This window comes from Burkholderia sp. FERM BP-3421, from assembly GCF_028657905.1.
GTDB lineage: Bacteria > Pseudomonadota > Gammaproteobacteria > Burkholderiales > Burkholderiaceae > Burkholderia.
Genome location: NZ_CP117781.1, coordinates 1,081,321 through 1,098,561, shown reverse-complemented (window position 1 = coordinate 1,098,561; position 17,241 = coordinate 1,081,321). Strand labels below are relative to the sequence as shown.

The 17,241-nt window shown below is 70.7% G+C and carries 16 protein-coding genes and 2 pseudogenes; 9 read left to right on the top strand and 9 right to left on the bottom strand.

Annotated elements, in window-relative coordinates; genetic code table 11:
* Positions 1-6 precede the first annotated feature (6 nt).
* From irlR to Bsp3421_RS07855, 6 genes and pseudogenes are all read left to right on the top strand, one after another.
* Positions 7-681, top strand: a pseudogene (irlR, locus tag Bsp3421_RS07880) (heavy metal response regulator transcription factor IrlR).
* Positions 678-2,048 (top strand): heavy metal sensor histidine kinase, encoded by a 1,371-nt coding sequence (locus Bsp3421_RS07875; RefSeq protein ID WP_273997828.1) that lies wholly within the window; start codon positions 678-680, stop codon positions 2,046-2,048. Before irlR ends, Bsp3421_RS07875 begins: the two are co-directional and overlap by 4 nt.
* A 125-nt stretch (positions 2,049-2,173) precedes the next feature.
* Positions 2,174-2,446 carry a hypothetical protein gene (locus Bsp3421_RS07870; RefSeq protein ID WP_273997826.1) on the top strand — a complete coding sequence of 91 codons (273 nt, stop codon included), beginning with the start codon at positions 2,174-2,176 and terminating at the stop codon, positions 2,444-2,446.
* Between the two features lie 321 nt (positions 2,447-2,767).
* Complete coding sequence (locus tag Bsp3421_RS07865; RefSeq protein ID WP_273997824.1) at positions 2,768-3,058, top strand: DUF3331 domain-containing protein; 291 nt, start codon at positions 2,768-2,770, stop codon at positions 3,056-3,058.
* Positions 3,059-3,227: 169 nt separating this feature from the next.
* Positions 3,228-4,214 carry an oxidoreductase gene (locus tag Bsp3421_RS07860; RefSeq protein WP_273997823.1) on the top strand — a complete coding sequence of 329 codons (987 nt, stop codon included), beginning with the start codon at positions 3,228-3,230 and terminating at the stop codon, positions 4,212-4,214.
* A gap of 175 nt (positions 4,215-4,389) precedes the next feature.
* Positions 4,390-4,695 carry a DUF4148 domain-containing protein gene (locus tag Bsp3421_RS07855; protein WP_273997822.1) on the top strand — a complete coding sequence of 102 codons (306 nt, stop codon included), beginning with the start codon at positions 4,390-4,392 and terminating at the stop codon, positions 4,693-4,695.
* Positions 4,696-4,960: 265 nt separating this feature from the next.
* On the opposite strand, the gene Bsp3421_RS07850 is transcribed toward Bsp3421_RS07855, so the two are convergent.
* Together Bsp3421_RS07850 and Bsp3421_RS07845 are read right to left on the bottom strand one after the other, a co-directional pair.
* Positions 4,961-5,425 (bottom strand): GNAT family N-acetyltransferase, encoded by a 465-nt coding sequence (locus Bsp3421_RS07850; RefSeq protein ID WP_273997821.1) that lies wholly within the window; start codon positions 5,423-5,425, stop codon positions 4,961-4,963.
* A 93-nt stretch (positions 5,426-5,518) separates the two neighbouring features.
* Entirely contained in the window at positions 5,519-5,701 is a 183-nt protein-coding gene (locus tag Bsp3421_RS07845; protein WP_273997819.1) for a GNAT family N-acetyltransferase, read from the bottom strand.
* Positions 5,702-5,860: 159 nt separating this feature from the next.
* Here Bsp3421_RS07845 and Bsp3421_RS07840 point away from each other — a divergent pair.
* From Bsp3421_RS07840 to Bsp3421_RS07830, 3 genes and pseudogenes are all read left to right on the top strand, one after another.
* A pseudogene (locus Bsp3421_RS07840) lies at positions 5,861-6,082 on the top strand (hypothetical protein); the annotation flags it as partial.
* Positions 6,083-6,121: 39 nt separating this feature from the next.
* Positions 6,122-6,421 (top strand): VF_A0006 family four-cysteine protein, encoded by a 300-nt coding sequence (locus tag Bsp3421_RS07835; RefSeq protein WP_273997817.1) that lies wholly within the window; start codon positions 6,122-6,124, stop codon positions 6,419-6,421.
* 25 nt (positions 6,422-6,446) lie between these two features.
* A complete protein-coding gene (locus Bsp3421_RS07830) occupies positions 6,447-7,250 on the top strand; it encodes an alpha/beta fold hydrolase (protein WP_273997815.1) in 804 nt (267 codons plus the stop codon).
* A gap of 59 nt (positions 7,251-7,309) precedes the next feature.
* Here the strand turns inward: Bsp3421_RS07830 and panE are convergent, their stop codons facing one another.
* The 7 genes from panE to Bsp3421_RS07795 all read right to left on the bottom strand — a co-directional run bounded on the left by panE (position 7,310) and on the right by Bsp3421_RS07795 (position 17,224).
* Positions 7,310-8,245, bottom strand: a complete 936-nt coding sequence (panE, locus tag Bsp3421_RS07825) for a 2-dehydropantoate 2-reductase (RefSeq protein WP_273997814.1) — start codon at positions 8,243-8,245, stop codon at positions 7,310-7,312.
* A 333-nt stretch (positions 8,246-8,578) separates the two neighbouring features.
* On the bottom strand, positions 8,579-9,220 hold the full coding sequence (locus Bsp3421_RS07820; protein ID WP_273997813.1) for a DUF2894 domain-containing protein: 642 nt from the start codon (positions 9,218-9,220) through the stop codon (positions 8,579-8,581).
* Entirely contained in the window at positions 9,213-9,863 is a 651-nt protein-coding gene (locus Bsp3421_RS07815; protein ID WP_273997812.1) for an OmpA family protein, read from the bottom strand. The genes Bsp3421_RS07820 and Bsp3421_RS07815 overlap by 8 nt, the downstream gene beginning before the upstream one ends.
* Entirely contained in the window at positions 9,860-13,192 is a 3,333-nt protein-coding gene (locus Bsp3421_RS07810) for a DUF802 domain-containing protein (protein ID WP_273997811.1), read from the bottom strand. The genes Bsp3421_RS07815 and Bsp3421_RS07810 overlap by 4 nt, the downstream gene beginning before the upstream one ends.
* Entirely contained in the window at positions 13,173-13,928 is a 756-nt protein-coding gene (locus Bsp3421_RS07805) for a DUF3348 domain-containing protein (RefSeq protein ID WP_273997810.1), read from the bottom strand. The genes Bsp3421_RS07810 and Bsp3421_RS07805 overlap by 20 nt, the downstream gene beginning before the upstream one ends.
* 579 nt (positions 13,929-14,507) lie before the next feature.
* Positions 14,508-15,956, bottom strand: coding sequence for a hypothetical protein (locus Bsp3421_RS07800; protein ID WP_273997809.1), 1,449 nt, complete (start codon positions 15,954-15,956; stop codon positions 14,508-14,510).
* A gap of 359 nt (positions 15,957-16,315) precedes the next feature.
* The gene (locus tag Bsp3421_RS07795) at positions 16,316-17,224 is read right to left on the bottom strand and encodes a LysR family transcriptional regulator (protein ID WP_273997808.1); all 909 of its coding nucleotides are present in this window, start codon (positions 17,222-17,224) and stop codon (positions 16,316-16,318) included.
* Between the last annotated feature and the right edge of the window lie 17 nt (positions 17,225-17,241).

The following is a 17,241-nucleotide window of genomic DNA, read 5'->3' as shown; positions in this document are numbered from 1 at the left end:
ACGAAGATGCGCATCCTGATCGTCGAAGACGAACCGAAAACCGGCATGTACCTGCGCAAGGGGCTCAACGAAGCCGGCTTCGTGACCGACTGGGTCGATGACGGCGTCACCGGGCTGCATCAGGCCGAAACCGAGGACTACGACCTGATCATCCTCGACATCATGCTGCCGGGCCGCGACGGGCTCAGCGTGGTCGAGAGCCTGCGGCGCTCGCGCTCGACCCCGGTGCTGTTCCTCAGCGCGCGCGACAACGTCGAGGACCGCGTGCGCGGCCTCGAACTCGGCGGCGACGACTACCTCGTGAAGCCGTTCGATTTCGTCGAGCTGCTCGCCCGGGTGCGCTCACTCCTGCGGCGCGGCAAGCCGCGCGAGGCCACCTAGCTGAGCGTCGCCGACCTCGAACTGGACCTGACGCGCCGCAAGGCCACCCGCCAGGGCCGCACGATCCTGCTCACCGCGAAGGAATTCACGCTGCTGTGGCTGCTGATGCGCCGCGAGGGCGAGGTGCTGCCGCGCGCGACCATCGCCTCGCAGGTGTGGGACATGAACTTCAACAGCGACACCAACGTGGTCGACGCGGCGATCCGCCGGCTGCGCGCGAAGATCGACGACGACTACGAGCCGAAGCTGATCCACACGGTGCGCGGCATGGGCTACGTGCTGGAGGCGCGCGACGCATGAGCCGCTTCCTGCCCGCCACGCTGCGGCTGCGGCTCACGGTGTCGTTCGCGATCTGCACCGCGCTCGTGCTCGCGTTGAGCGGCCTGCTGCTGTATGAATCGCTGCGCGTGCGCGTCGAGCGCCAGGCCGACGCGCAGATGGACGGCCTGCTGGGCGCGCTGCGGTCGCATCTCGGCGACGCCGCGACGCCCGACGCGGTCGCCGCGCAGCCGCGCTTCTGGCTCGACCAGCTGCACGGCCACGGCGACCTCGAGATCGCGCTGTTCGACGCGCGCGGCCGCACGCTGATGCGCAGCCCGGGCCTGCTCGATCCGCCCGTCGCCGACGACGCGCGCCGGCTGGTGCCCGACAGCCCGCTGCGCTACCTGACCGCGGGCGCGCGGCTCGCGCGCGGCGCGGGCGAGCCGGTGCGGATCGTGATCCAGTACAACGCGTCGAGCGACCGGCTGCTGCTGCATACGCTGTTCATCACGATCGTCGTGATCGGCGTCGCGGGCATCGTGCTGATGACGGCGCTCGCCTACGGCATCTCGGCGCTCGGGCTGAGCCCGCTGCGCCAGCTGGTGCAGAAGGCCCAGCGGATCTCGACGAGCCGCCTGGACGAACGCCTGCCCGAGACCGGCATGACGGGCGAACTCAAGGAGGTGAGCGAAGCCTTCAACGACATGCTGCTGCGCCTCCAGCGCTCGTTCGCGCAGCTGTCGCAGTTCTCGTCCGACCTCGCGCACGACATCCGCACGCCGCTCACGAACCTGCTCGCGGAATCGCAGGTCGCGCTGTCGAAGCCGCGCAGCGCGGACGAATACCGCGCGGTGATCGAGTCCGGCGTCGACGAATACCGGCGCCTGTCGCGGATGGTCGAGGACATGCTGTTCCTCGCGCGCTCGGACAACGCGCGGCAGCGCATCGCCCCGCATGCGCTCGACGCGCGCACCGAGGCCGAGCGCGTCGCCGGCTACTACGAGTTCATCGCCGACGAGGCCGGCGTGCAGCTCGACGTCGTCGGTCACGCGCGCGTGACGGCCGATACGCTGCTGTTGCAGCGCGCGCTGTCGAACCTGGTGTCGAATGCGCTCGCGCACGCGCCGCGCGACAGCACGGTCACGCTCGCGATCGAGTGGCACGCGGACGAAACCGTGCTGTCGGTGACCGACCACGGGCCCGGCATCGCGGCCGAGCATCTCCCGCACATCTTCGACCGTTTCTACCGGGTCGATCCGTCGCGCCACCACTCGGCCTCGGGTACGGGGCTCGGCCTCGCGATCGTGCAGTCGATCATGCGCGCGCACCGCGGGCGTTGCACGGTGACCAGCACGCCGCGCGTCGCCACCACGTTCTCGCTGCACTTTCCCGCCGCGTCCGCCTGACAAAAACTTCATCTGTGCGTCATGCCGCGATCGGGTACGCCGGCGCATGATGGGAACCGACCCGCCCGCCGCAGGCTTCGCGCCTGCAGCCGGGCGACCCCGCAGGCAATCAGGAAGGAGCCCTCATGAAATCGTTCGCCGCCCTGCCCGCCGCCGCCGCGCTGCTGCTCGCGCTGGCCGCCGCGCCCGCCATGGCGTCCGCGCGCTACGACAGCGCGCGGACGCCCGACACCACCGCCCCCTCCGCCGCCGCGCGGCAGGACGCGACCGACGCCGCGACGCGCGCGGGTTACGGCGCGAACGCCGCGCCCCGCGCCGAGGCCGGGAGCCGCGCGACACTGCACGTTGCCCGCGATCCGTTTACGATCAACGGCCGCTCGTTGTACGACCAGCCCTGACGGACACCACGTCCACGCGGGTGGGCCTTCCCACGCGGTCCTCACCCCGGCGCTGATGCGAGTCAGGCGCTCACCGTGCGGCCCACCTTTTCACGCCCCGGACCTCCGTGTCCGGGGTTTTTTTGTCCCGTTTCCCAGTGGAATAACGATTCGATTGTTTCTGAATCGGCAAAAAGTAATTTGATCCAGGCAGGATGTTTTTTCCATGCGAGGCCGCTTACATTTAACGCATCCACTCATGGTAAACCGCTACGGAATCGACGGAACGCAGCTGCAATAACTGCCTAGGCCGATACCGCACGAGCTTTAGGAAACGGCAAAATGAAGTCCACCCACTCCCTGCCTGTGCTCGATCCCGACGACGTTCATGTTGAAATCCTCGAACGTTCCGATACGCTGCTCGTCGTACGCTGGGTCGAACCCGGCCGCTGTCACTACGGCGAGCAACGCTGGCGCCGGCGCTTCGCGCAGCGCACCGGCACCTGCGCGTTGTCGCGGCAGGTGATCCACCGCGGCGACGAGGTGTTCCGCCCCGCCGAGCGCCCCGCCCCCGCGAACGCGGCCGCGATGATCTCGGCCGCCGAAGTGCTGGGGCTCCTCAGCGCCAAGTAAGCGCGCCTCGCGCATCCCCCCGGTTAGAACCCATTCTCTAGTTCATGCCTTGTCCCTGCGGCTCGGCCGCATTACCGTTACATCAATCAATGTGATGGTCGGAGCGGTCCCGTTTACGCACGACACACCGATGCGCGCCGGCCGCGACGGCCGACCAACGGAGGCCACGATGCATGCCTGGAGCACCCGACACATCCTGCCGCAAGGCGGCAAGGTAGCGGTCGTCACCGGGGCCAACAGCGGCCTGGGCTGGCAAATCGCCGATACGCTGGCCGCCAAGGGCGCGCTCGTCATACTCGGCTGCCGCGATCTCGAGCGGGGCCGCGCGGCCGCGCACGCGATCCGCAGCCGCTCGCCGCACGCCCGCATCGAGGTCGAACCGCTCGATCTCGCGCATCTCGCCTCGATCTGCCGCTTCGCCGACGGCGTGCACGAACGGCACGGACGCGTCGACATCCTGTGCAACAACGCCGGCGTGATGTTCCTGCCGCTGTGCCGCACCCGCGACGGCTTCGAGATGCAGATGGGCACCAACCATCTCGGTCATTTCGCGCTGACGGGGCTGCTGCTGCCCGCGCTGCGCGCGGCGCGCCGTGCGCGGGTCGTGACGATGTCGAGCGGCTTCAACCGGCTCGGCCGGATCCGGCTCGACAACATGCACGCGGAACGCAGCTACAACAAGTACCGCGCCTATTGCGACAGCAAGCTTGCGAACCTGATGTTCGCGCTCGAACTGCAACGCCGCTTCGAGCGCGCGGGGCTCAACGCGCGCAGCGTCGCCGCGCATCCCGGCTATGCGGCCACCAATCTCCAGTTCGCGGGCCCGGCGATGACGCAGTCGGCGCTCGGCACGCTCGCGATGCGCTGGTCGAACCGTCTCGTCGCGCAGCCCGCCGACGTGGGCGCGCTGCCCGCGCTGTATGCGGCGACCTCGCCCGATCTGCCCGGCGGGGCCTATATCGGCCCTGCGCGGCTGTTCGAAACGCGCGGCTATCCGGCTTCCGCGCGCATCCCGCATCCGGCACGCGATCTCGCCATGCAGGCCCGGCTGTGGGACAAGTCGACGAACCTGACGGGCGTGCGCTTCCTCGACCTGCCGCCGGCGGACGGCGCGCGCGATGCGGCGCATCCGGCCGACTCCCGCCGGCCCGATTGACGCTGCGGCGCGCGCCCCGCGCCGCATCGCGCTCACGCCCGCCCATTTTTACGCCCCAGGTAAGAATCTATCGTCGAAATCAGTATTTACCCCTAGATCTCCGATGACTACGATGTAACCAATCGCTTAAGACAAGGTGTCGAGAGCGACGCCAATACAACATTCGGAGGTCATCATGAAATCGATCGTTTATGCAGTCGTCGCCGCATCCGCGCTGTCCGCCTCGTTCGGCGCATTCGCGCAAACCAGCCCCGTGACCCGCGCGGAAGTGCGCGCCGAGCTGGTGCAACTGGAGAAGGCCGGCTATCAGCCGGGCGTGTCGAGCCCGTACTACCCGGCTGACATCCAGGCCGCGCAAGCCCGCGTCGCCGGCGCAACCGACACCAGCGGCTATGGCGCCCAAGCCGCGCCGACGGTGCGCGCCGGCAGCCCGGCCGCCACGTCGCAACGCGCGCGCGACTCGATCTTCTTCGGTCAGTAAGCACGCCGCGCCGCCCGCTTGCACCGGGCGGCTCCCCTGCTTTCCCCCGCGACGAGCCCGCCAGCCGGGCTCGTCGTCGCATCCGGACCCGTAACCTCCGCCGCTTCGCGAGAAGCGGCTTCCGCCCGGACGCGATGCGTCCGAGCGCTTTTTCCGAGTGCGTCCAAGTGTCCGCGTATCGAGGAAGGCCGGTGTCTTGCCTGCGCCGATCCTTACATCATCTGTAAGGATCGGCGCGGTCTCATGAATGTGGCGCAAGCAGGGTTCAGCGCGAGGGGCGGATCAAGGTGTGGCCATACTCGTCGCTGACCGCCCCCTTGAACGTATCGGCCGCGCGGGTCAGCCCGCTGCGCGCGAAGCCGAGCGCCTCGACCAGCGCGATGGACGCGCGGTTGCGCGCATCGATCTCGGCGTCGATCCGCCCGATCGGGTAGCGCGCGAACAGATGCGTGACGACGGCGCCGACCGCTTCCGTCGCCACGCCGCGCCGCCACTGATCGGGAAACACCAGGCAGGCGATCGACGCCGCAGCCCGCGCCGGCCGCACCGTCGCCTGCACGTAGCCGGCAAAGGACGCGCCGTGCGCTGCGCCGATCGCCCAGTTCAGCCAGATCTCGGCGCCGTCCGGCGATGCCTGGCGCGCGAGCGCCTCGACGCTCGCGGGCGGGCAGGTCGGGAATGAAGCCGTAGGCGCGCGGATCGCGCAGGCCGTCGTGCATCGGCCCGGCATGCGACGCATCGAGCGGATGCAGCGCGAAACGCGCGGCGGTATGCAGGACAGCGTCGTCAAGCGGATGCATCGCGCCCTCCGACCGCGCCGCGCTCAACGCACGATCGAATAGATCCGCGCGTCGACGAGCGCGCCGTCGCGCTCGCCCCCCGCGCCTTCGAGCCGCATGCCGACGCGCTCGCACAGGCGCCGGCAGCGCACGTTGCCCGGATCGACGCGCGCTTCGATCCGGCGCGCGCCCAACGCGTCGAACGCGAACGCCAGCAGCGCCGCCACGCCCTCGCCGATCAACCCCGCGCCCAATTCCCCGTACGCCCCACCAGCCCGCTTCGAACGAGCGCACCCGCCAGTCGGGTCGATGGATGCCCGCGCAACCCACGAGCGCACCGGACGCCTTCGGGAACAGCAGGAACGGAAAATCACGGCGCGCCGCGAATCGTCGCGATGCTGCCCGAACGGCTCGCGCGCGGCTGCCCCGGACTGCAAGCGGTCGACGCGCCGCTCGCGGTGCCCGGCTACGAGATCGCGATGCTGTGGCACGAACGCCAGCACCGCGATCCCAACCATCAGTGGCTGCGCGATCACATCGCCGACACGGCGCGCACGCTCGCTCCCGCCGACCAAAACGCACGCAGCCGTCCCCCGCCCCGGTGCTAAGATCCTTGCATCGCACCCCGCGCCTCTCGTTGGTTCGCCATGCGCCGCCTACTTGCCTTGCTCGCGCCCCTGCTGCTCGCCACCCCGTTCGCCGCGCACGCGTTCGGCGACGACGGCCAATACGACCAGTGCATCCTGCAGTCGCTGCGCAACAGCCAGAGCAGCACGGTGGCCAACGTGCTGCGCAGCTCGTGCCAGTCGCTCTACCGGGACGGCGCGATGCTGCTGCCGCGCGAGCGCGCCTATCACGCCTGCATCCTGCAAAACGTGCCCGGCGTGCGCGACAGCTTCGCGCTGCAGCAAATCATGCAATCGTGTTCGCGCCAGAACCCGATGTAAGCGGGCTGGCCCGCGGTTTCCCTCCATGCTGACTTCGCCGCCTCCGACCACCGACCACTGGATCGCGACCGCCCAAGGGCGCGCGTTCGCGCGCCGCTGGCGGCCCTCGGCGGCATCGGCCGAGCGCGCGCCGATCGTGCTGTTTCATGACTCGCTCGGCTGCGTCGCGCTATGGCGCGCGTTTCCCGCCGCCCTCGCGCAAGCGACCGGGCGCGCGGTGATCGCCTACGACCGGCCGGGCTTCGGCGCATCCGATGCCCGGCGCGACACGCTTGCGCTCGATTTCGTCGAGGCGGAAGCGGCCGGGCCGTTCCGCGCGCTGCGCGCGCAACTGGGCTTCGATCAGTTCATCGCGTTCGGCCATAGCGTCGGCGGCGGCATGGCGGTCGGATGCGCCGCCGCGTTTCCCGAGGCGTGCCGCGCGCTCGTGACCGAATCCGCCCAGGCGTTCGTCGAGGCGCGCACGCTGGCCGGCATCCGCGCGGCCGAGCGCACCTTCGCCGAGCCCGGCCAGCTCGACCGGCTCGCGCGCCATCACGGCGACAAGGCTGCGTGGGTGCTGCGCGCGTGGGTCGATACCTGGTGCGCGCCCGGGTTCCAGGCATGGTCGCTCGACGCGCTGCTGCCGCGCGTGCGCTGCCCCGTGCTCGCGATCCACGGCGAGCACGACGAATACGGCTCGCCGCGCCACCCCGAGCGGATCGCGTCGCGGGTCAGCGGGCCCGCACGCGTCGACTGCCTGCGCGCGTGCGGGCACGTTCCGCATCGAGATCGCGGCGGCGAAGTATTGACCACCGTCGCCGCCTTCCTGCGCGACATCGACGCGTAGCGCGCCGACCGGGCCGCCGTGCAGCGGCGGCCGGCGTTCGCTGTCGCGCGGGCGCCGAGTCAGGCCGATGCGGCCTCGCGCGCCGAGCGCGCTTCGTAGGTCTTCAGGTGGTTGTAGGCGATCCGCAGCGGCGACAGCCCCGCGCCCGCTTCCCCCGCTCGCGCGAGCAGGTCGCCGATCACATGGTCGGCCTCGACGCGCGCGTGACTCTCCAGGTCGCGCAGCATCGATGCGGTGAGCGGCGACGGCGTGAACAGCATGCGCTGCACGCTCGCATCGAATGCGTCACTCGGCGCATGGCCATGACGCCCGGAGATCGCGCGGCACTCGCCGTACAACGTCTCGATCAGCAGACGGCCGTCGGGCGCGGCGAGGATGTCGGCCACAGCGCCGCGCATCAGCGTCGTGCTCGCCGCGAGCGTCGCCAGGAATACCCACTTCTCCCACATGCGCGCGATGATGTCGTCGCGCAGCGAGGCGTCGAAGCCCGCGCCGGCCAGCACGTCCGCGATGGCGCGCGCGGCGTCGGCCGCGCCTTCCGAGCGCGCGCCGAACGACACGCCATGCGCGTCGTTCAGGTGCACGATGCGCTGCTCGCGATCGAGCGTCGCCGCGATCACGCACAGCCCGCCCAGCACGCGATCAACCCCGAAGCGCGCATCCAGCACGTCGAGATGGCGCATGCCGTTCAGCAGCGGGAGGACCCGCGTCGCCGGGCCGACGAACGGTTCGAACGACGCGATCGCGTCGTCGAGGCTGTACGCCTTGCAACTCAGCAGCACCAGATCGAACGGCTCGGCCGACTCGCCCGCGCGCACCACGCGCGGGGCGGGCAGCGTCAGGTCGCCGCGCGGACTGCGGATCACGAGGCCGTCGCGCGCCAGCGCCTGCGCGCGCGCGTCGCGCACCAGGAAGGTCACGTCACGGCCCGCCGCCGCGAGCCGCCCGCCAAAATATCCGCCAACCGCGCCGGCGCCCACCACCAGAATTCGCATCCTCGTCTCCACATCTGTCCGGGGTTCCGCGACGCCAGGGGAGCGACGCGTCCGAGCGGCGACTGTAGCGCAAATCGCCGGTTGGCACCGGCGGCGGTTTGCGGTTTGCGGTTTGCGGTTTGCGGTTTGCGGTTTGCGGTTTGCGGTTTGCGGTTTGCGGTGCGCAACGGCACCACGCTCAGAATCGGCGCGCAAGTGCGAATGACGGCGAGCGGTCGCGTGCGCATGCATACCGACCGTCCCGCAAGAAACGCGACGCGCTCAAGCGAGCAAACGCGAGCCCCCGGAAATACCCTCGCGCACCGGATGTCCCCTGCCGCGCACGGAACGCGCCTACCTGGCGCGTCCGCCTCGACCGCCGCGCTTCGCCGCCGGCTCGTCGGCGGCCGGCGCACGCTCGCCCGTGGCTTGTTCGAGCCACGACAGCGCATCCACATACGACAGGAATTGCCGCAAATAGGCCGGCGACAACGCGTGCATCTGCGTCAGCGCGCGATGCACGAGGCTGCTCGAATTGAGCGGGCCGGCATTCTTCGGCACCTGGTCGAGCGCCGTCCGCAACTGCCGCTCGGTGCTGACGCGCGACCAGGTCTCGCGGAAATAATCGAGCAGCGCCGGCTCCGGAAACGCGCGCGCGCCGCCCGCGGGCGCGCGCGCGGGCAAGCCGATGCCCTCCGCGCGCGGCTGCGCCGCGACGTAATCGACCAGCGCCGCGAGCGGCCCCGGCATGACCGCCCCGGCGGCGGCCGGCCGCGCCTCGGCGCGCGACGCCCCCGCGCGCGCGACCCGCGCCGCATAGGCGTCGAGCCAGCCGGACAAGGTCGCGTCCAGCACGCTGCGCGCTTCACCCTGAAGCACCTGCGCGCGCCGCAGCAATGCCTCGAGCGCACGGAACCGCGCCGGGTCCAGCCGATCCGCGCCGCTCGCGCGCCAGTCGTCGAGCAGCGCGTGGGCGCGCGCGCACGCGTCACTCATGCCGCGCTCCGCTCACGGCCGGCGCGGGCCGCGGCACCGGCGCGATCTCGACGCGCCGGTTCAGCGCCCGCCCCGAGTCGTCCGCGTTCGAGCTGACCGGCTGCTCCGAACCGAATGCCGCCGCGAACACCGACGCAGCCGGCACGCCTTCGTCGATGAACGCGCGGGTCACCGTCAGCGCACGCTTCGCGGACAGCTCCCAGTTATCCGCGAACAGGCGGTTGCCCGCGCGCACCTGCTGGTCGTCGGCGAAGCCGCTCACCATCAGGATCTCGTCGCGATTCTTCAGATAGGCGGCGAGCGGACCCGCGAGGCTCTTCAGCAAGTCACGGCCGGCGGGTTGCAGCTGATCCGAGTTCAGCGCGAACAACACGCTGCCGCTGATGCCGATCCGCCCGTTGACGAAGGTCACGCGCCCCGCCGCGAGCGGGCCCGCGAGCGCCTGTTCGAGGCTCTGGCGACGCTGCGCCTCCTGCTGCCGCTGCCGGACTTCCGCGTCGAGCTGAGACGACAGCGCCTGCTGCACACCGATCACCCCGACCAGGATCAGCACGAACACGCCCAGCAGCACCGACATCAGGTCGCCGAACGCGGCCCAGATCGGCGCGGTGGCGTCCACGCCGCCGTCGATTTCGTCGCTCATGCCGCGTCAGCCCCCGAAAGCGCCGCCCGGCCGGCCGCGGCGCGCTGCAGTTCCTCGACGATCTGCTTCTGCGACAGCATGCTCAGGTCGATCACCTCGCGCGCCTGCGCCACGTAGTAGGCGAGTTGTTCGTCGCTGCGCGTCAGCGAACGGTCGAGCGCGCTTTCGACGCGTTCGAGATGCGTCACCAGTTGGCCGTTGGCCTCGCCGAACACCTGCACGGCCGCGCCGAACGCCTCGCCCAGGCTCGCCACCTCGGCGGCGCTGCCCGTGACCTGCGCGGCGACCGCGTCGAGGCGGCCCGCGCCGTTGTCGACCTGCTCCGAGAAGCGCGACCCGACGCGCGCGAGCAGATCCGACGAGGTCGAGACGAGCGCGTCGATGGCCGCGCGCTGTTCGGTGGATGCATGATTCACCGCGCCCAGCAGCGTTTCGAGCGTCGCGAGCAGGCGGCTGCGCTCCTCCAGCATCGCGGTGTCGCGCACCATGCTGTCGGACAGCTTCTGGCGCATTTCCGCGACCACCTCGGCCGCCACGCGCGGCGCTTCCGATGCGGCCTGCACCAGCTGGCCCAGTTCCGCGATCGTGTCGCGCGCATGCGCGTGCGTCTGCGCGGAGATCGCCTCGGCGGCGCGCGCGAGCGCGTCGCAGATCGCCTGCTGGCGATGCGCCGCGGCCTCGCCCGTCCGCGTCCACTGTTCGTCGAGCGTCGCCGCCACCGCGCCGAGCGACTCGCGCCAGACCGCGAGCCGCGCGTCGTCGCGCGCGACCAGCTCGGCGCGCACCGCCGCGTGCGCGTTGCCCAGGCCGTCCAGCAATGCCGCCGCCTGTCGTTCGAAGCCGCTCGACGCCGTTTCCAGCGCCTGCTGGTTGTGCGTCGCCAGTTGTTCGTTGACCTGCGCCTGACGATCGAGCGCCTCGCCCAACCCGCCCAGGAGCGCTGATGCCTGCTGCTCGAAGCCGCTCGACACCGCCTCCAGCGCCTCCTTGTGGTGCGCGGCCGACTGCTCGTTGGCCTGCGTCTGCCGGCTCAGCGTATCGCCCAGGCCGTCCAGCAATGCCGCCGCCTGTCGTTCGAAGCCGCTCGACGCCGTTTCCAGCGCCTGCTGGTTGTGCGTCGCCAGCTGTTCGTTGACCTGCGCCTGACGATCGAGCGCCTCGCCCAACCCGCCCAGCAGCGCTGATGCCTGCTGCTCGAAACCGCTCGACACCGCCTCCAGTGCCTGCTTGTGGTGCGCGGCCGACTGCTCGTTGGCCTGCGTCTGCCGGCTCAGCGTATCGCCCAGGCCGCTCAGCAATGCCGCCGCCTGTCGTTCGAAGCCGCTCGACGCCGTTTCCAGTGCCTGCTGGTTGTGCGTCGCCAATTGTTCGTTGACCTGCGCCTGACGATCGAGCGCCTCGCCCAACCCGCCCAGCAGCGCCGATGCCTGCTGCTCGAAACCGTTCGACGCCGCCTCCAGCGCCTGCGTGTTATGCGTCGCCAACTGCGCGTTGACCTCGGCCTGGCGATCGAGCGCCTCGCGCCACGCGCCCGCGACATTCGCCGCAGCCGTATCGAGGTGCGTCGCGACGCCGTCGAGCAACGCAGTCGAGCGCTGCTCGACCGTCTCGGCCGTGCGCGCCAGCTGCGCGACCATATCGGCCGCCGCGCGCGGCGCCGCCGACGTCTCGCGCGCGAGACCGGCCAACTCCGCCAGCGTGTCGCGCGCCTGCGCCCGGGCCTGCTCGGACAGCTCGCCCGCCGTCCGCGCCAAGGTTTCGCAAATGACGTGCTGGCGGGACTCCGCCTGCTCGCCCGCACGCGTCCAGTTCGCCTCGAGCGTCGCCGCCACCGCGCCGAGCGCGTCGCGCCACGCCGCGAGCCGCGCCTCGTCGCGCGCCGCCAGCTCGGCCTGCAATCCCGCGTGCGCCCCGCTCAGCCCGCTCAGCAAGGTCGCCGCCTGTCGTTCGAAGCCGCTCGACGCCGTATCGAGCGCCTGACGGTTATGCGTCGCCAACTGTTCGTTGACCTGCGCCTGACGGTCCAGCGCCTCGCCCAGCCCCGCCAGCAATACCGCCGCGCGCGTCTCGAAGCCTGTCGCCGCGCGTTCGAGCGCCTGCTGATTGCGCTCCGCCAATTGCGCATTCGCCTCCGCCTGCCCCGTGAGCGCGTCGCGCCACGCGGCCGCGGTGCGTTCGCCCGCTTCGTCCGCACGCGCGCTCATGCCGTCGAGCAAGGCCGCCGAGCGCTGCGCGACGCCGGCGTTCGCCTTCGCGAGTTCATCGCGCAGCTCGCGCACCAGCGCTTCCTGCTCGCGCTGCTGCCGCGCGAGCGCGTCGGTCCAGATCCCGGACACCTGCGCGGCCGTCGCCGTGAAGCCGTTCGATACCTGCTCCAGCTGCCGCTCCACCGCGCGCGACACGCTGTCGTGCAACGCCCCCGTCTCGCGCGCCAGGCCCGCCAGCGTCGCTTCCATCAGCGGTTGCAGCGCGCCGCCCACGGCGTGGGCGCTGTCGGTCGCGCTGTCGCGCAGCGACTGGCCGACCGACGCGGCCAGCTGCGCATACGCCGTCTCCGTGCGGCCGAGGAATGCCTGCTGATTCGCGAGCTGACGCTCGGCGTCGGCGCGGCCGTGCTGTTCGAGCGCCGTCACCATCGCCTGCATCCGCTCGGCCAGCAACGGCAGCGCCTCCGCCTGACGTTGCAGCAGGCGCGCGGTTTCGTCGCGCTGATGCGCGTGCGAATGAATTCTCAACGTCGTTGCGAGCGCCGCATCGAGCCGCTGCCCCACCTGCGCACGCTCGCGGCGGCACAGCGCGGACAGCAGGCCGAGCATCGCCGAAGTTGCGACACCCGCGATCGACGTGCCGAACGCGAACCCCAGGCCCTTGACCGGGCTCGCCAGCGACGCACGGATCGCCTGCAGATCGGCCGCGCTTTCCAGCGCGGCGCCCGTGCCCTTGAGCGTCGCGACCATCCCGAGCAGCGTGCCCAGCATGCCGAGCAGCACCAGCAGGCCGACCAGGTACGGCGTGAGCGCCGGCCCGGGCAGCGCGGCGCGCTCGCCGTCGATGCGCAGGCGCACCACGCCGCGCAGCCCCGCCGGCAGCTGGTCGAGCCACGGCGCGAGGCTCGGCGGCGGCTCGGTGAGACCATCGACGGCGGCCGCGAGCGCGACCGTCGTCTGTTGATAGCGCCGCAGTTCGAGCGCCCCCGCGACATAGCACGCGCCGACCAGCAGCGTGAATGCGAGCGCGAGCGGATTGGCGGCGAGATACCCCGCGCCGACCCAGCAGACAGCGGCCAGCCCGGCCAGGAAAACAACGGGATTAAGGTGAGATCTGGACATGGCGTCCCGGTGGTTGGCTGGTGCGAAGCGCCGCGAGCAGCCCCTCGACCGGTTGAAAACGAATATCGAGTTCGGCGAGCAGCAGGCCGCGCATGTCCTGACGGAACAGACCGAGCCAGGCGCCCGAGGTCGAGGCGTCCGGCGCGGGCTCGCCCGCCCGCGCATCCGCACGGCGCAACTGCTCGAAACGCGCGCCGAGCAGCGTCGGCACCGCGCCCAGCAGGCTGCGCTCGCGCGCGTCGAGCGCCTGCTCGAAGGTGGCGTCCAGCACCGCGAGGCGGGCGAGTTCGGGCGTCGAGGCCGTCATCGCGCGGCGCAGCCGCGCGCGCAGCAGGCCGATTTCGGTCTGCATCGATTGCTGGATGAACTGGTAGTCCTGGCGCAGCACCGCGAAATCGAGCGCAGCGTCCTTCGGCGCGACGGGCGGCGCGGGCGGCGCGCCGCCGCCGCGCCCGGCGCCGAACGCGGCGACGCCGTCGATCGACTTCGCGAGCGCGGCGCGCACGCGCGCGCACTCCCGGCCCGCCTCGTCGTGGGCGGGGGCCGGGCCGGATCCCGTGGGCGTACCCAGGTTCAGGGCGGAGGACAGCGTGATGGCGTCGGTCCAGCTCAGCCAGCGGCTCAACTGGTCGGACAGCGACTGTCCGGGTGCGGACACTTCCAGATCCGCCAGACGAGCCAGCAGACGAATCAGTGCCGGACCGCCCGGCGCGCCGCGCCGTGGTGGTTGCAACATGCTGCGTGCGTCGATAAAAAAGGCAGCAGTTTACACTCCGGCGGGCGCTCGGCCGAGATTCCGGGTAACGGCGCGTCGGGCGGGGGGGTTTCGGCGTGCGAGCGACGAGGATCCGGCGGGTTGCGCGGCGCGTCGCGACGACGGCTCCCGCCACCGCCGGATGCGGTGGCGCGCGCGGGAACCCGCGCCGTCAAGCGGGCGGCAAGCGCCGCGCAATCCGCGTCGCACAAGGCCGGCGCGAAGCGGGCGCAGGCCGGGCCGCCGCGTTCCCGGCACCGCGCCGAACCGGGTCCGACGATACGCGAACACGGCGCAATCACGGCGAGCCATCCGCGCCGGGCGACCGCCCTTGCCCGGCATCGCGCCGGACCAGGTTCGCCAATACGCGACGACGCAACGCCCGGCGAGCCCTCCCCACCTCGCGCGGCCGGCACGAAGCGGACACCAACAGAGCAGCCCCATGCCCAGCATCGCGCCGCCCCCGGCCCACCGCTACGCGAGCCCGACGTATCGCATCCACGCCGCACCGCCTGCCGGACGCGCGGCGCGACGCCGGCGCCAAGCCCGCCCGCCTTCCGCTCAATACCCGACCAGCGACCCCGCGTGATAGACATAGGAATGTCCATACACGTGCACACGGAATTCCAGCGCCCCCTGCCCGTCGTAATCGAACGGCACGATGAACGCCTGCACCGTGTTCGCATCGTTGAAATCCGCGCGCATCAGCTTGCGTTTCGCGAACACCGTATTCGTCGACCAGCGATACACGTCGAGATCCGCGATGTCGTCGTTGTGCGCGGCGGTCACGTCGACCTTGAGCAGGAACGTCGCATTCAACCGCCCCGCCGGCAGTTGCTGGACATAAGGCCCATAGCTGAGATTCGAGTACTGCCCGGTAGCCGGAATCTCCCAGCCGGTCCCGTTCGCGCGCCCGGTCACGTGGCCGTACGCCGGCGAATTCGCATGCCACGCGCCGAGCGGCGGGTTCGTCGAACCGCGCGCGTCGAGGTCGACCACCTGACGCCGCGCGATCTGGTCGTCGAGCAGGTACTGCGGCGTATCGAGCGCCACGTAGCGGCTCGCGTCGCGACAATCGACCCGAACCCAGTCCTGGTCGCCCCATCGATCGAGGCCGGCATGCCCCGTGCCCGACACGTTGAGCACCTTGCAGCGCGCGCGCAGCGGTTCGTTGTCGGTTTCCGGGTGGCAGGACGGATCCTGCGCGCCGCGCTCCGCGTAGCAGCGGCTGCGTGGAATCCACGCTTCCCAGCGCGTCATCCCGTATTCCTTCGTGAAGAAATAGCGCTCCAGCGCATTGTTCCGCTGCGACAGGGTGGTCGCCGCGAAATGGTCCGACCGGATCGCCGTCATCACCTTGCCCGACTCGAACTGGTAGGCGCCCGGACCGTTCCAGTAGGTGACGCCCGTGCTGTTGCCGTCGCCGCATCCGGCGGGCGCGGGCTGCGTGACCTGGATGTGGTACGTCGGATGGTAGATCGACGAGGACGGCGGCCAGCCCGACGGCGGCCCCTGGAACGGGAACAGGATCCAGCCGCCCGCCCGTTCGGCGATGCTGCCCGCGCCGCCCGTGCGCGACCAGATCTGGTCGCGACAGCCCGGGTCCGACGTGCGGATGAACGACGCATAGCTCGAATTGTCGAGATCGATCAGGTCGTAGCCGTCGCGCACCTCGGAAAACGAGAACCGGAAGCGCGAATCGAAGCCGCCCTGCAGGTTCTTCATCACCAGCACCTTGGTCGTGCCGTCCGCGCCCAGCACCGGGATGCTGTTGGTCGACTGGTAGGCCGCGCCACTGTTGTGATCGAAATCGGTCAGCAGGTAGGGCGAGCGCTCGCCCACGCGCATGTCGCGATGGCTGGGACAACTGGCGGGATCGCCTGCGATCGGGTTGTCGTCGGCGTCAACGCAGACGTCCTGGATCAGGTAGTCGCGGAGTTCGCGGGTCGCGCCGGCGTGCGCTGCGGACATGCACAGCAGCAAGGCCAGCGAACAAGCCAGGGATCGCATGGAATGGTCTCTCAGGTCGTGGATTTATGGTGAAGCGTGGACGCGCGGCGGATGAATCCCCCCGGACCGCGCCAGCGAAAGGTAGAAGCAAGGCCGATCGATGTCAATGGCAAGGCGGAGGGCGTGGAATCGGCGCGGACAGGATCATCCGCGACGACGGGCGCATGCGCCGCATCGGCATCCGTTTGCGGCGCATACGCCGCCTGCAGCGGCGGGCTGTTCGCGGCCCGCGGCGCGAATCCAGGCTCCAGCGCCCCTTCGCGCGCCCGGTTGACATGACGCGCGCGCCGTCACGACGTCGAACGCCGCGCGCTGACCCGGGCGGCGCGCTCGACACGCCGCGCGCCCGGCGCGCGCCCTCAGCGCCGCACGCGCGGCGCCCGCCAGTTCGACGCCTTCGCGAACTCGACGAACGACCGCAGGTAATCCACCGCCTCGTCCGCATCGCGCGTGCCGAGGAAAATCTGCTTCGCGATGCCCGCCTTGCCGAGCTTCACCGGCACCACCGCCATCCGGTCCGCATATTCCTCGGCGAGCCAGCGCGGCAGCGCGGCCACGCCCCGGCCGCTCTCGACCATCTGCAACATGATGTCGGTGGTCTCGATGGTCTTGTGCCGGCGCGGCACGACGCCCGCCGGACGCAGGAAATAGTTGTAGATGTCGAGCCGGTCCGTGTCGACCGGATAGGTGATCAGAATCTCGTCGACCAGCTGCTCGGGCTTCACGTAGCGCACCTCCGCGAGCGGATGCCGCTCCGCCACGACCAGCACCTGCTCGTAGTCGAACACCGGCTCGAAACGCAGCCCCGGCCGAGCGAGCGGATCGGGCGTGACGAGCACGTCGATGTCGTAGCCGAACAGCGCGCCGATCCCGCCGAACTGGAAGCGCTGCTTCACATCGACGTCGACATCCGGCCAGCGCGCCAGGTACGGCGACACGACCTTGAGCAGCCACTGGTAGCACGGATGGCACTCCATGCCGATCCTCAGCGTGCCGCGCTCGCCGTCCGCGTACTGCTTCATGCGCGCCTCCGCGTGCTCGAACTGCGGCAGCAGCCGCTCGGCGAGCGACAGCAGGTACTGCCCCGCCTGGGTCGGCCGCAGGCTGCGGCCGTCGCGATCCCAGACCAGCACGCCCAGCTGCTGCTCGAGCTTCTTCACCGTATGACTGAGCGCCGACTGGGTCAGGTGCAGCGCGTTCGCGGCCGCGGTCAGCGAACCCTGGCGCGCGACTTCGCGAATGATGACGAGATGGATGCGTTCAAGCATGGTGGAACCCCGGGCAA

Coding starts and splice junctions, on each gene's coding strand:
- Bsp3421_RS07815 (WP_273997812.1), bottom strand. CDS start 9,863: ATGAGCGACGAAATCGACGGCGGCGTGGACGCCACCGCGCCGATCTGG.
- Bsp3421_RS07875 (WP_273997828.1), top strand. CDS start 678: ATGAGCCGCTTCCTGCCCGCCACGCTGCGGCTGCGGCTCACGGTGTCG.
- Bsp3421_RS07805 (WP_273997810.1), bottom strand. CDS start 13,928: ATGTTGCAACCACCACGGCGCGGCGCGCCGGGCGGTCCGGCACTGATT.
- Bsp3421_RS07855 (WP_273997822.1), top strand. CDS start 4,390: ATGAAATCGATCGTTTATGCAGTCGTCGCCGCATCCGCGCTGTCCGCC.
- Bsp3421_RS07830 (WP_273997815.1), top strand. CDS start 6,447: ATGCTGACTTCGCCGCCTCCGACCACCGACCACTGGATCGCGACCGCC.
- Bsp3421_RS07795 (WP_273997808.1), bottom strand. CDS start 17,224: ATGCTTGAACGCATCCATCTCGTCATCATTCGCGAAGTCGCGCGCCAG.
- panE (WP_273997814.1), bottom strand. CDS start 8,245: ATGCGAATTCTGGTGGTGGGCGCCGGCGCGGTTGGCGGATATTTTGGC.
- Bsp3421_RS07810 (WP_273997811.1), bottom strand. CDS start 13,192: ATGTCCAGATCTCACCTTAATCCCGTTGTTTTCCTGGCCGGGCTGGCC.
- Bsp3421_RS07865 (WP_273997824.1), top strand. CDS start 2,768: ATGAAGTCCACCCACTCCCTGCCTGTGCTCGATCCCGACGACGTTCAT.
- Bsp3421_RS07800 (WP_273997809.1), bottom strand. CDS start 15,956: ATGCGATCCCTGGCTTGTTCGCTGGCCTTGCTGCTGTGCATGTCCGCA.
- Bsp3421_RS07860 (WP_273997823.1), top strand. CDS start 3,228: ATGCATGCCTGGAGCACCCGACACATCCTGCCGCAAGGCGGCAAGGTA.
- Bsp3421_RS07835 (WP_273997817.1), top strand. CDS start 6,122: ATGCGCCGCCTACTTGCCTTGCTCGCGCCCCTGCTGCTCGCCACCCCG.
- Bsp3421_RS07820 (WP_273997813.1), bottom strand. CDS start 9,220: ATGAGTGACGCGTGCGCGCGCGCCCACGCGCTGCTCGACGACTGGCGC.
- Bsp3421_RS07850 (WP_273997821.1), bottom strand. CDS start 5,425: ATGCCGGGCCGATGCACGACGGCCTGCGCGATCCGCGCGCCTACGGCT.
- Bsp3421_RS07870 (WP_273997826.1), top strand. CDS start 2,174: ATGAAATCGTTCGCCGCCCTGCCCGCCGCCGCCGCGCTGCTGCTCGCG.